Here is a 12,893-nt window from a genome sequence, read left to right as displayed (position 1 = left end):
CGGGCGGTTCCTATAATTTGATCGGAATTAGACGCGGGGTGGACGCCAGACGGCGTCTAAAAGGCTAGAGGGGATCAGGCCGTTATAGGGAGTGGTCACGGGTTTAGCAGCAGGCATCAGCTGGGCTTTTATTGAGACAAGCTGAAGGATACTTGCAGTTTTGCATTCTTGGCCCGTCTTGCAGACGGTCGCCGTTCCATGCTCATTCGCTTCACAGCACTCGTGTTCAGCACCGTCATCGGCGCCAACCATCGAAGCGTGGTCGGTCGTCATGGCGCCCACACCTTCCATATCGGACATCATGTGATGCCCGGACGATCCAACCGTCATGAGCATTTCCGCTATCCCATTGATCTGAAGCGCAAGCACTAGCAGCAGGATAAGGAAGGAGCGCATGTAGGACGTCATATTTCCAGCTTACGGGGCAATTCATGAGCAATCAATGAGGCAATCGGTCGCTTCGCAACCGAAGCCTAAGCCTAAGCCGACAGGCTTCAAACTACACGCGTTTGACGGAGCCGGAGTGCGTTGAACACAACCGATGCTGAGCTGAGGCTCATGGCCAGGGCAGCAATCATCGGAGACAGCAACAGTCCGAAGAACGGATAGAGCAGACCTGCGGCAATCGGGATGCTCAACCCGTTGTACATAAAGGCAAACAGAAGGTTCTGACGCATATTGCGAACCGTCGCCACCGAAAGCGTGCGCGCGCGCAGTATCCCCATCAGGTCACCTTTAACGAGCGTAACTTGGGCGCTGTTCATGGCGACGTCAGTGCCCGTGCCCATCGCTATGCCGACATCAGCCCTGGCGAGCGCCGGCGCATCATTTATTCCGTCGCCTGCCATGGCGACTACTTTACCTAGGGCTTGTAGCTTAACCACCAGCGCCTCCTTGTCCTGCGGCTTCACTTCGCCATGCACCTCATCGAGCGATAGCTCACGAGCCACCGCGCGGGCAGTGGTAAGCCCGTCGCCGGTGGCCATGATGACTTGCACGCCCTCCGCTTGGAGCCGCGCTACAGCTTCCTTGGAAGTCGGTTTGATTGGGTCCGATACGGCCAGCAAGCCGGCAAGTGCCCCATCAACAGCCAGGTACACAATGCTGGTACCGCTCTCGCGCATTTTTTCTGCCTGATATTTCAACGGCTCGACGCTCACACCCGCATCTTCCATAAGCGCGGTGTTGCCTAGCTGTAGCTGCTTGCCTTCCACCAGACCACGGACTCCGATCCCTGACCCTGACTCGAAGGTCTCTGGCTTCGCCAGCTGGAGACCTTCGCTTCTGGCATGGTCTACGATCGCGTGGGCTAGGGGATGCTCACTACCTTGATCCAAGCTGGCAGACAAACGGATGACTTCCTGCGAGTCAAACGGCGTGACGCCTATGGCCCGATCGAAGACAGGTCGGCCCTCGGTCAAGGTTCCTGTTTTATCGACAATCAGCGTGTCTACCTTACGGACATTTTCGATGGCGCCTGCGTCTCTGAAAAGCACTCCACTTCCAGCCGCTTTGCCTGTGGCAACCATGATCGACATAGGCGTTGCCAGGCCAAGTGCGCAAGGGCAAGCAATGATCAAAACCGCAACTGCATTGATCAGGCCGAATACCCAGCCCTGGTCAGGCCCGAACAGGCCCCATGCAAAGAATGTCAGCAAGGCGATACCGATGACCGTCAGCACGAAATAACCTGCAACCGTGTCTGCCATTCGCTGCATGGGTGCTTTGGAGCGTTGTGCATTCGCAACCATCTGGACGATTTGTGAAAGCATAGTCCCGGAGCCAACCCTGGTGGCTCGCATGACAAGCGAGCCGCTCGTGTTCATCGTCGCGCCGATAAGCGAATCGCCTGTCCGCTTCGTCACCGGAACCGGCTCGCCCGTTAGCATGGATTCATCGACGGCGCTCTCGCCCTCCAATACCTCTCCATCAACGGGTACCTTTTCACCAGGACGAACGCGCAGATGGTCGCCCTCATGAACATGTGTGAGCGGGATGTCCTCCTCGGAACCATCTTTGGCGATACGGCGAGCGGTTTTAGGTGATAAGCCAAGCAGGGACTTAATTGCCGAGGACGTCTGCGAGCGGGCCTTCAATTCCAGCAACTGGCCCAGCAGAGTCAATGAAATGATCACCGCGGCGGCTTCGTAATAAACGCCTATCCGGCCGCCTACTGTGAATGACTCTGGAAATATGCTCGGTAAGAGGGTTGCTACGACGCTGTAAATATAGGCAGCCCCCGTGCCAAGCCCGATCAAGGTCCACATGTTTGGGCTGCGATGTTTGACCGAGGCGAGACCGCGCGCGAAAAATGGCCAGCCTGCCCACAAGACAACCGGGGTCGTGAGGGCCAGTTCAACCCAGTTCTGGCTAGCCCCGTGAAACAGCGGTATCGCATGTCCCGCCATTGCCAACAGGGTTACTGCTACGGTCAGGGGCAGAGACCACCAGAATCGCTTCGAGAAGTCCTTGAGTTCGGGATTCTCCTCCTCGTCGAGTTCAGGGATCAGAGGTTCCAATGACATCCCACAGATAGGGCAATCACCTGGACCCATTTGGCGGATCTCAGGGTGCATCGGGCAGGTGTACTCTGTCGTTGCATCACCGGCGGGTGGTTTCTGTGCGGGTGGGGTAGATGCCCGAGAGGAGGTTCCATGAGCCTGCGGTGCAGCGAGATATCGAGCAGGGTCGGAACGAAACTTGGTCTGGCAACCCTGGCTGCAGAAGCGGTAAGTGCTTCCCTGATAATGCTCTTGATGCTCGCTATCCTCTTCCACCTTCATCCCGCAGACGGGGTCTGTGAGTGCTGCAGTACCTTTCGTTTGGTCGGGCTGGTGATGGCACTGCTGAGAGGACATACGGGGCACCTTATGGATTGGTTAGCGACGAACTTGGCCTATTGCAGGGACATTTGCGGTTTTTCAATGCTTGCAGCGTCTGACAGCCAATATATGCAAAGCGTCCTGACCAAAGGCTGAAGTAACCATTACATTTCTGTCAGGTTCTCTGGTATGTCAGGTCGTATGTATGTTGAAGCGAGCTGCTGGAAAAGTAGCTCGCGCAGATACCGCCTGCTGGCCTAGCCTATGCCTCCATTGTTCGATGCTCGGCCGCTTCATTTTGATGAATACCGAACCGTGCAAAAGCCTAAGCGCAGGTACTCTGCTTTTGAATACGCCTTTGGCAGAGTGGGATACGCCGTACGCTCTAATGAAGCCATAGGAACTCCTTTTCTGAGGAGTCAGAAAAGATAGTCCACGATCAGAGGCTGTGCGGTCGATTTGGTAAATTCTCTTGGCATCAACACGTTACGTGCGAAGTGAGTGAATTTTACTTATATCTCGGCATGACCCCTTACTCGGATCGCCCAGATATCTCTCAGTCGGAGCGGGATTTTCTGCCCGACCAATTTCCCTTTGTTCCAGGGCTGACGGCTCCAGGTAGCGATGATGTTCATGGCAAGTCCTCCACGTGTGGGAGGACAAGGATGGCTAGCCAGAGCAATGGTCGCTAACCGGCCAGAAGCTGACGTTCAAATTCGTCTAATAATTGCGTGTCAGTCATTACCGCCGGGCTGCGCCGGCAGATGGTTTGCGTGGCTAGGTGTTGTCAGGTAGGTTCGATCGAATCAGTGGGTCGAATAACAAGGGCAGCTATGGACTTCGCTAAGGCTTACAAGCAGTGCAGAAAATCGATGGCGCTGGGGCGAGGAATAAAAGCAGTAGAAGCTTGCTTACATCGAGGGAAGCATGAGTTTGATAGTTTGCAGGAAGCGAAGCTGAGCTGTTTTCGGGATATTCGCGGATATAAAATTGTTTCATCTGGTGAGTGTGCATTTTTTCCAAGAGATCTTTCGGAAATCAAAGTGGGCTCTGGGCTAGCTTGGTACAGAGATACGTTTGCGACTACTGAGATAGTACTCCCCCCATATCATAGCTTTGGATTTCTATCTGAATACGGCGGAAAAATCTCGAAAAGCAACAGTGAAGAGGAAAGGTACGCTCACGCGAATAATATGCTGTTGGAAATGTACACGCCCCCACGAATGGCCGACCTGATTTGTGGGGCATGGTCTCAGCGCATCACTTTTGCTCAGTATCAAGAACAGCTGATTGAGGCTGTAAAGGCATACTGTCTGGGTCTGTACGGCGTGGCAATTGTTGGAATTCTGCCTTGCATAGAAGGGTTCCTAAGAGAGCTTGGAAAGCACGTCTTGTTGCCGCTGACCGAAAACTGACCCAGTAGAGGCTGTTCTGCCGACTGAAAACTGACCCAGGTGTTCAACTGCTTCTGCTCAATTTTTGAGCAGGAGAACACAGGGTGATCAGTATGGAAATGATGGGCAAAATTCGGCGGATGTATTTCCGCGACAAGCTGTCGCTGCATGAGATAGCCAAGCGCACCGGGCTGGCGCGCAACACGATTCGCAAGTGGGTCAGAGCACCTGAGGCCAAGCAGCCGGTGTACCAACGCCGCGCGATCTTTAACAAACTCAGCCCTTTTCACGTCACGCTAGAGCAGGCGCTAAAAGCCGATTCGCTGCGCCCCAAGCAACAGCGGCGCAGTGCCAAGGCGCTGTTGGCGCAAATCAAAGCCGATGGTTATGACGGTGGCTACAGCCAGCTCACCGCGTTTATCCGTGCCTGGCGAGGGGGACAGGGCAAGGCGTCGCAGGCCTTTGTGCCGCTGACCTTTGCTCTTGGCGAGGCGTTTCAGTTTGACTGGAGCGAGGAAGGCTTGCTGGTCGGCGGCATTTACCGGCGTATGCAGGTGGCACATCTGAAGCTGTGTGCCAGCCGTGCGTTCTGGCTTGTGGCGTATCCGAGCCAGGGCCATGAGATGTTATTTGACGCCCATACACGCTCGTTCGGCGCCTTGGGCGGCGTGCCGCGCCGGGGCATCTACGACAACATGAAGACCGCCGTCGACAAGGTCAATAAGGGCAAAGGCCGGGCGGTGAATGCACGCTTTGCGGTGATGTGCGCGCATTACCTGTTCGATCCGGACTTCTGCAACGTCGCCGCTGGTTGGGAAAAGGGCATCGTTGAAAAGAACGTGCAAGACAGCCGCAGGCGTATCTGGCTAGACGCCCAGGACTGTCAGTTTCACTCCTTCGAGGAACTCAATGCCTGGCTGGGCCAGCGCTGCCGCGCGCTTTGGAACGAGCTGACGCACCCTCAATACAGCGGGCTGAGTGTGGCCGAAGTGCTTGAGTTGGAGCGCGCTGAACTGATGCCTGTGCCAGCGCCATTCGACGGTTACGTCGAGCGGCCTGCGCGGGTCTCCAGCACCTGCTTGGTCAGCGTCGGGCGCAACCGCTACTCGGTGCCGTGTGAGTACGCGGGTAAGTGGGTCAGCAGCCGTTTGTATCCGACGCGAATCGAGGTGGTGGCTGACGACGCGCTGATCGCCAGCCATGTCCGCTTGCTGGATCGCGACCAGGTCAGCTATGACTGGCAGCACTACCTCCCGCTGATCGAACGCAAGCCCGGTGCGCTGCGCAACGGCGCGCCCTTTGCTGATCTGCCGGCGCCGCTGCGTCAGCTTAAGCACGGTCTGGGGCGTCATGCCGGCGGTGACCGGATCATGGCGCAAGTTCTGGCTGCCGTACCGGTCGCCGGGCTCGATGCCGTGCTGGTAGCCGTTGAGCTGGTACTGGAGAGCGGCAGCCTGAGCGCCGAACACATCCTCAATGTCGTGGCGCGCCTGGCCGCGACCGAACCACCACCCAGCGTCGAAACCCACTTGTCGCTCAAGGAAGCCCCCGTCGCTAACACGGCGCGCTACGACCGCCTGCGTGGCCAGGCCGAGGAGGTCGGTCATGCGTGATTTGATGGCGGAACTCAAGGAGCTGCGCCTGCACGGCATGGCCACGGCCTGGGCGGAGTTAACTGCACAGGGTGAGTCGAACACAGCCTCGTCCAAGTGGCTGCTCGAACACCTGCTGGAACAAGAGCACACAGATCGCGCCATGCGCTCGGTGAGCCACCAGATGAACATGGCCAAGCTGCCGATGCACCGCGATCTGGCCAGCTTCGATTTCAACGCCTCTAGCGCCGACGCACGCCTGATCAGCGAGCTGGCCAGCCTGGCCTTTACCGACACCGCGCAGAACGTGGTGCTGATCGGTGGGCCAGGCACCGGTAAAACCCACCTAGCCACCGCGCTGGCCGTGTCCGGCATCACCCGGCATGGCAAGCGCGTGCGCTTCTACTCCACGGTCGATCTGGTCAATCTGCTGGAGCGCGAAAAACACGACGGCAAAGCCGGGCGGATCGCCCAGGCACTGCTGCGCATGGATCTGGTCATCCTCGACGAACTGGGTTATCTGCCGTTCAGCCAGGCTGGCGGTGCGTTGCTGTTTCACCTGCTGTCCAAGCTGTACGAACACACCAGCGTGGTGATCACCACCAACCTGAGCTTCGCCGAATGGTCGAGCGTGTTCGGCGACGCCAAGATGACCACCGCCCTGCTGGATCGGCTGACCCACCACTGCCACATCGTCGAAACCGGTAACGAGTCCTATCGCCTGCAACACAGTAGCTTGGCGGCCCAGGCCAAGATCAAATCACGGGAGCGAAAGCGTAAGGGCGGCCAGGAACCGGAGGACGATGAGTCGTTCTGATTTCATGGTGACGACGGCCTGCTGCATGGCTGCATGTGGCAGGTCTTCAACAGCTGAACTGGGACAGCGAGGGAGTGGGTTCAAAAGCAGCTGCGCTGGTAGACTTATCCACAGTTGCTGGTAACAAAATCAGCAATCCGCCCTGGGTCAAATTTCAATCGGCAGGGTGGGTCAATTTTCCATCAGCGCCAACACGCTCTGCAATCACTCGAACGACAACTCGTTTCACTGCGGGCTAATTGCAACGATGGGCGGGAAGTTGAGGCTTGCGGCATTCTCGCCGGAATTAGCGAGGACGCATGCATTAAATGAACGGCGTTGGGGCTTGCGGGCCTGGTTACCCGGCCAACGCGCATGCCCTCGAAATGGTTGTTTGTCCCTGTGGTTTTTGCCCCTTCGTAGTGATGGCTGTCTCCGTGCGGTATCACTTTGAGTCAGGCCTGCCGAGGAAACGTGAGTTCAAACGTGGTCCGACCGTCTTTGCTGGCGACGGCCACGTGGCCTTTGTGGAGGTTCATCACTGAGCGGACAATCGCTAGCCCCAATCCTGCCCCGTGAGGTTGTATGCCGTTAACGCGGTAAAAGCGGTCGAACAGATGTGGGAGATGATCCGATTCGATAGTCGCGCCATGATTGGTGACAGCCAGCGAGACGATGTCTACGTCCTCCTCAAGGATCTTAAGTTCGACCGTACTGCCAGTATTTGAATGCCGCAGCGCGTTGGATAGCAGGTTGGAAATGGCCCGCTGGACCATAAGTCGATTTCCCAAAATCATGGCATCGCCCGTTACTGTCGTAGCGACTCCCGCTTCTTCGGCAAGGACTTCGAAGTATTCACATACGCGCCTCGCCTCGCTTCCTAAAGATAATTGTTCGAGCTTCAGTGCTGGGCTGGCGTGGCTGGCCTGGGCGAGAAACAGCATGTCTGACACGATTCGATCCATGCGTTCGAGTTCTTCAACCGACGACTCGATCACCTCCCGATAATGCTCCTTGCTTCGCTCACGCACCAAAGTCACCTGCGCCTTGCCTATCAGGTTGTTCAGCGGAGTTTTTAACTCATGAGCCACATCGTCCGAGAATTGTGACAGTTGCTGAACGCCGTCATCGAGTCGATGAAGCATTACGTTGAGGCTGTGCGCCAATGCCTGGAGCTCTTGCGGAAGCCGATCGGTGCGGATTCGAGGTGATAGATCCTGTGTAGATACCTTAGTCGCCAAGGCCCGGAACTTGCGAAGCGGCCGCAAGCCATTTTGGGCGATTAGCCATCCAGCCAATCCGATCAATATCAGTAGCATCGGCACGGTCACTAAGGCCGAGCGCAGGAATGCAGCCACCAGCCGTTGATCGGCACTGCGATCTTGCGAAAGTAAAAGCGTCATTGAAGCCAGTCCCGGGACTTGGATTTGCTTGCGCCCGGTTAGCATCTGCACGCCATCTTTCGTTGTCCAGCCAAGATAGTCGCCGTCCCTGCTCACGAGATCCAGCTGCTGCGGCGCATTGGCGAATCGGCCGATACTGAAAATGGGTGATTTCGCTGTATCGCCGATGACCGTAATCGAAAGGTTGTCATGGCCGAGTACGGTATCGCTCAATGCGTGTTGCCAGGAGCGGCCCATACGGGCTTTGGTGTCTTCGAGGAGTCCATGATCGATCTGAGAGAGCTTGGCCGTCACTTCCTCCTGGGCGCGCAGTTCCAGTTGGCGCACCAGTACCCAGTAGCTCAGTGCAATCAGCAGCGCGACCAAAGCGGCGCCGGTCAGTGTGATTTGAAGCGCGAGACGCGATGCGAGGCTGAGTGGCTTCAAGGCCGCGCCTCCAGCACGTAGCCCACACCCCGGATGGTGTGTATCAGGCGATCGCCGAAGGGTTCGTCCACTTTCATCCGCAGGCGACGAATCGCAACATCCACCACATTGGTATCGCAGTCGAAATTGATGTCCCACACCATGGCAGTTATTTCCGTACGCGTGAGGACTTCGCCAGTCCGGCGCATGAGCAGATGCAATAACGCAAATTCTTTGCTGGTGAGGTCGATACGCTGACCGCTCCGGTAAGCCCTATGCCGGGCCGGGTCCAGTTCGAGGTCGGCTACACGCAGGTTGCTCGGAAGTGTGACTGCCTCGCCTCGCCGCAACAGTGTCCGGATACGGGCAAGCAGCTCGGGGAACTGGAACGGCTTGACCAGATAGTCGTCGGCGCCCGATTCCAAGCCGCGGACTTTTTGCTCTAAGCGGCCATTGGCAGTCAGCATGATGACGCGTGTCTGCTTACGCCGCCTGATGAGTTCGAGAACCTCCCACCCATCCATGGTTGGCAGATTCACATCTAGCAGCACGATGTCATAGTCGTTCTGCAGTGCCAGGTGAAACCCATCGAGGCCATCACTTACGCAATCGACCAAGTAACCACATTCGATAAGACCCTGCTGCAAGTATTCCGCAGCTTTGATCTCGTCTTCGACAACCAGGATGCGCATGTTTTCAGGTAACTCGGCAAGGAGGTGCGCGGTAAGCGGAACCAAAAAAATCCATGTAGTAACTAGGTCAAGACGAAAGCGGCTTGGCTCTAGCGTGAAAGGCAGAGGCGAAAAGATCTGCCCAGGGAAGCGGGAAGCACTTTAACGCGGTAAAAGCCCTGTGAGGGCTATCTTGCGAATTTGTAATCTACCGGTCATTTGGTTGACCCGCAGCGCGAGCGGGTGCACCAAACGAAAAAAGGCGCCCTGATGGGCGCCTGAAACACATCTTCAAACCAAGGGAGCAAAACTAAAGAAGATGTGGTGTTGCTCATGGTGTTTCACAAGATCGAGAGAGGGTACTCGGCGATGAATCGGACCTCATCGAGGTCGGACTCGAAAGCAGTCGCCCGCGTGGTAGCCTGGCGCACCCGCAGAGACAAATCCTTGAGAGAGCCAGTCTGTACAACGTAGCGGGCTTCGACGTCGCGTTCCCAGCGGTTCTGTCCCGTCAGCGGCGCACCGTTATCGTCTTGGCGCATGTACACCTCGTTCGCGTTGCTGTAATCGGCGCCCCAACCGCGGGCGTAGCGGGTCATGAAAGTAAGCCCGGGTATGCCGTACTCCGCCATGTTCAGGTCGTAGCGCAGCATCCAGGACTGCTCTTTAGGTGAGTTGAAATCACTGTACTGAATGGAGTTGTTCAGGTAGATCGAGTCCGCCTGGCGCAAGTAGTCAAAGTCGTTGTTACCGTTGTTTCGCTGATACGACGCCGTGACGGTGTGCGCGCCGAAGGCGACACCCAGGCTGGAGCTCCAGATGTTGTTGTTGAACTCGCCCAGCAACTCACGGCCTTCGTCGGTTGCCTTGTAATAGTTGAAGCTGGCCAGCAGCGCGACGATATCGGAGAGCGGATAGGTGGCCGACGCACCGAAGTAATGCTGGTTCCAGGCATCTTTGAGGCGGCTGGTGTACAGGCTAAGACTGATATTTTCATTCACGCTGTAGTCACCGCCTGCGTAGCCGAGCCAAGGCGCGTCTACGCCCCCGCCGTAGAAGGTGACGAAGTCTTCGTTCATGTTACTGGTGTTGGGCTGGCTCATCGCGTGCAAGCGGCCTCCCTGAAGGGTGAGGTCGTCCAGCGAGTTGTTCACAACGGTGACACCCTTGAAAGACTCCGGCAGCAGCCGAGAGTCGCCGAAGTGCACGACAGGTGTAGTGGGAAATACATCGCCGGCCTTGATCTCGGTGTCCAGCAAGCGTGCTTTCACCGCGCCCCCCACCCGTGTGAAGTCATCCTCAGGATCGCCAGCGCTGTCGTGGGGAAGCAGGTCGATGCTGCCGCCCACACCGGAGCGCCCCGAACCGGAGTCGAGCTTGAGGCCGAGCATGGCGAAAGCGTCGAAGCCAATCTCTACCGAGCCTTGGGTATATCCGGACTCGAAGAAGGCCATCAATCCGTGGGCCCATTCCTCGGAGTAGCCATTGCCGGCGGCACTCTCACCGTCGCGAAAATCCCGATTGAAATAGAAGTTGCGATTTATCAGCGATAGCGTGCTGCCTTCGATGAAGCCCTCGGCTGTTTCCGATTGGGCAAAGACCGGGGCGCTGCCCAATGCCAGTGAAAGGGCTGTCAGCGAAAAAACGGCCTTTTTGCTCATGATGATGCTCCTTATGTACGGCAGGTCAGTGCTCGAATGACGCCTTTCGCCTTTTTGTTTTTAGCGCTTGGCCATGTTCTTCCCCTAGAGATGACGGCAGGATTAGCGGCAAATGACTATTTTGTAATCTGAGGAAGCCCAATCGCGCACTCCTTCGATTACAGATTTGTAATGTTGCGGTCACCAGGTCGTTATCCACACTTATTTAAAGTCACCACCCCATAGCCATCAGCTATCTCGCCGGCTTGGCAAGGCTGATAAAAACGCTTTCGTGTATTTGTCTACTAAATTCAGGGCGAATCACTATCGCAGTAGAGGCGCATGTGTTTCGCGTCTTGGCGGGGGTAGTTCTTATGATTGGATTCGACATCTAAACCAGGAAGTCATCGTTTTGCCTTGGATGAGAAAAATAGTTTTGCTGATGTTGCTAGCCTTGTTCCCATTGCAATCATCATGGGCAGTTGTTAGCACGAGCTGCAGTCATGAGGATGGTTCGGCAGCAAATCATCTTGGACATCACGAACATCCGCACGAGTCTCTGGGTACTGACGAGGAAGGATCGTCAAAAGCCGCAAAAAAAATCAGTCTGGATGGAGACTGTGTCTTTCATGGCGACCATATCAAGCCGCTTATAACGAAAGGGATCTGTCCTGGTTCGGTATTATCAATGAGCTTGAAACCGTTTCCTTCTGCTAGCTACGCATCGGCTGAAGCGGGGCGTCCTGAGAAACCTAATTGGCGCATCGGTGCAAAACCGGTGGGACGCCAAAGTAACCAGTAAGCGCCATTTATCTGTATCTGACGTCTCACCGAACCTTCCCTTTTTTTAGGAGATTTCGGTGCGAAAAGCTCTTTTCTCGCTGGGGTTGACGACGTTGTCGTGCAATCTCGCCTTTGCGCAACCCTTAGAGTTGCCGACCTTCACACAGACCTTACCTGTCGGTGTGTCAAATACATTCCCCGTTGAGTCTGTCGAATCCATAAGCTTTCTACGCGCCTTGGAACTCGCTAGCTCTGCAAGCCCTGAACTGGCTGTTGCAAGACGTGAGCTGGCTGCTTCTCGCGCATTAATTAGCCAAGCCGGAGCACGTCCGAATCCAATATTGTCCGCTAGCCAGGAGGGAATCCGGGGCGATGCCCCGGAGACCACGCTTGAACTGAGCCAAGAAATAGAGCTGGGTGGTAAACGTTCGGCTCGTATTGAGGCGGCGCAACGAGCCTTGGACGTAGCAGCTGCTGACCTACAGGACGCCCAAGCTCGACTGAGGGGGGCAGTGATGGGCGCGTACTACGATGTGCTTACTGCTCAAGAACGGCTGGACCTCGCTCAGGCTGCTTCAAAGCTTGCGAAGCAAGCAGTGAACGTGGCCAATCGACGTGTGAGGGCCGGCATGGTTTCTCCCGTAGAGGAAACCCGGGCGCGGGTTGCGGCTACTGGAGTGCAAGTAGAGCTTGCCCAGGCCACAGCTGAACTCGAAGCTGCGCGCACTCGGCTGGCGGCCAACTGGGGAAATCCACAGCCACGCTTTGAGCGAGTAAAAGAGCCGGCAGAGGCAGTGCCTCCTCTTCCCGAGCTAGCTGAGCTTTATAGCCGTTTGAACGATTCCGCCCAACTAACCCGCGCGCGTCGGGAGGCTGAAAGACGTCGGGCTGCGTTAAAGCTGGAAAGGACGAATCGCTTTTCTAACGTGACGGTTAGCGTAGGTGCCCAACGCTCAGATGAATATAACGGCACGCTGGGATTGGTGAGTATCTCGATGCCCCTGCCGTTGTTTGATCGAAACCAAGGCAACATCGGAGCAGCGCAGGAACGGGCCTACCAGGCGCAGGACGAGCTCAACGCCGTCCATATACGCCTGAAAAGCGAACTTTCCCAAGCGCACATGCGGCTGCGCACTGCTCGCCAGCAGTTTGAACTGTTGCGCAACGATATGCTCCCCAGTGCCCAAAGCGCTTATGAAGCTGCCAGCAAGGGGTTCGAACTTGGAAAATTCACGTTCCTTGACGTACTGGATGCTCAACGCACGCTTTTCCAAGCCCGATCTCAGTACCTGTCTGCGCTATCACAAGCTAACCAGGCGGCGGCAGAAATCTCGCGAATTGTCGGAGATGGGTCGGCCGTTATCACCTCGGCCACTCAGCCATAGGA

Annotated in this window: 9 protein-coding genes and 2 pseudogenes; 5 read left to right on the top strand and 6 right to left on the bottom strand. The window is 56.4% G+C overall.

Annotated elements, in window-relative coordinates; translation table 11 throughout:
* Positions 1–27: 27 nt before the first annotated feature.
* The 3 genes and pseudogenes from F753_RS32225 to F753_RS32210 form a co-directional block, all read right to left on the bottom strand.
* Positions 28–408, bottom strand: coding sequence for a hypothetical protein (locus tag F753_RS32225; RefSeq protein ID WP_003292653.1), 381 nt, complete (start codon positions 406–408; stop codon positions 28–30).
* 86 nt (positions 409–494) lie between these two features.
* Positions 495–2,858 carry a heavy metal translocating P-type ATPase gene (locus F753_RS32220; RefSeq protein WP_084799364.1) on the bottom strand — a complete coding sequence of 788 codons (2,364 nt, stop codon included), beginning with the start codon at positions 2,856–2,858 and terminating at the stop codon, positions 495–497.
* Between the two features lie 494 nt (positions 2,859–3,352).
* Positions 3,353–3,457, bottom strand: a pseudogene (locus F753_RS32210) (integrase); the annotation flags it as partial.
* Positions 3,458–3,655: 198 nt separating this feature from the next.
* Between F753_RS32210 and F753_RS49525 the strand changes: the two are divergent.
* The 4 genes and pseudogenes from F753_RS49525 to F753_RS48980 all read left to right on the top strand — a co-directional run.
* Complete coding sequence (locus tag F753_RS49525; RefSeq protein ID WP_156924027.1) at positions 3,656–4,237, top strand: hypothetical protein; 582 nt, start codon at positions 3,656–3,658, stop codon at positions 4,235–4,237.
* Between the two features lie 92 nt (positions 4,238–4,329).
* Positions 4,330–5,829, top strand: coding sequence for an IS21-like element ISPst3 family transposase (istA, locus tag F753_RS32200; RefSeq protein WP_023444720.1), 1,500 nt, complete (start codon positions 4,330–4,332; stop codon positions 5,827–5,829).
* Complete coding sequence (gene istB / locus F753_RS32195) at positions 5,822–6,625, top strand: IS21-like element ISPst3 family helper ATPase IstB (RefSeq protein ID WP_013983804.1); 804 nt, start codon at positions 5,822–5,824, stop codon at positions 6,623–6,625. Before istA ends, istB begins: the two co-directional genes overlap by 8 nt.
* A 195-nt stretch (positions 6,626–6,820) precedes the next feature.
* Positions 6,821–6,937: pseudogene (locus F753_RS48980) on the top strand (Cd(II)/Pb(II)-responsive transcriptional regulator); the annotation flags it as partial.
* Between the two features lie 122 nt (positions 6,938–7,059).
* Here the strand turns inward: F753_RS48980 and F753_RS32190 are convergent.
* The 3 genes from F753_RS32190 to F753_RS32180 form a co-directional block, all read right to left on the bottom strand.
* Positions 7,060–8,433 carry a heavy metal sensor histidine kinase gene (locus F753_RS32190; protein WP_017246078.1) on the bottom strand — a complete coding sequence of 458 codons (1,374 nt, stop codon included), beginning with the start codon at positions 8,431–8,433 and terminating at the stop codon, positions 7,060–7,062.
* Complete coding sequence (locus F753_RS32185) at positions 8,430–9,104, bottom strand: heavy metal response regulator transcription factor (RefSeq protein ID WP_008569962.1); 675 nt, start codon at positions 9,102–9,104, stop codon at positions 8,430–8,432. The genes F753_RS32190 and F753_RS32185 overlap by 4 nt, the downstream gene beginning before the upstream one ends.
* A 320-nt stretch (positions 9,105–9,424) precedes the next feature.
* Positions 9,425–10,744, bottom strand: a complete 1,320-nt coding sequence (locus F753_RS32180) for an OprD family porin (RefSeq protein ID WP_023444719.1) — start codon at positions 10,742–10,744, stop codon at positions 9,425–9,427.
* Positions 10,745–11,583: 839 nt separating this feature from the next.
* On the opposite strand from F753_RS32180, the gene F753_RS0124775 reads away from it, so the two are divergent.
* On the top strand, positions 11,584–12,891 hold the full coding sequence (locus F753_RS0124775) for a TolC family protein (RefSeq protein WP_008569960.1): 1,308 nt from the start codon (positions 11,584–11,586) through the stop codon (positions 12,889–12,891).
* Positions 12,892–12,893: the final 2 nt, after the last annotated feature.

The sequence above is a fragment of the Stutzerimonas chloritidismutans AW-1 genome, from assembly GCF_000495915.1.
GTDB lineage: Bacteria > Pseudomonadota > Gammaproteobacteria > Pseudomonadales > Pseudomonadaceae > Stutzerimonas > Stutzerimonas chloritidismutans.
Note: the sequence above shows the minus strand (reverse complement) of the source record. Positions and strands in the feature narration are given on the sequence as shown.

What these genes read in the sequence shown, in the direction of transcription:
- F753_RS32225 (WP_003292653.1), bottom strand. Translation starts at nt 408, where the DNA reads ATGACGTCCTACATGCGCTCCTTCCTTATCCTGCTGCTAGTGCTTGCG.
- F753_RS32220 (WP_084799364.1), bottom strand. Translation starts at nt 2,858, where the DNA reads ATGTCCTCTCAGCAGTGCCATCACCAGCCCGACCAAACGAAAGGTACT.
- F753_RS49525 (WP_156924027.1), top strand. Translation starts at nt 3,656, where the DNA reads ATGGACTTCGCTAAGGCTTACAAGCAGTGCAGAAAATCGATGGCGCTG.
- istA (WP_023444720.1), top strand. Translation starts at nt 4,330, where the DNA reads ATGGAAATGATGGGCAAAATTCGGCGGATGTATTTCCGCGACAAGCTG.
- istB (WP_013983804.1), top strand. Translation starts at nt 5,822, where the DNA reads ATGCGTGATTTGATGGCGGAACTCAAGGAGCTGCGCCTGCACGGCATG.
- F753_RS32185 (WP_008569962.1), bottom strand. Translation starts at nt 9,104, where the DNA reads ATGCGCATCCTGGTTGTCGAAGACGAGATCAAAGCTGCGGAATACTTG.
- F753_RS32180 (WP_023444719.1), bottom strand. Translation starts at nt 10,744, where the DNA reads ATGAGCAAAAAGGCCGTTTTTTCGCTGACAGCCCTTTCACTGGCATTG.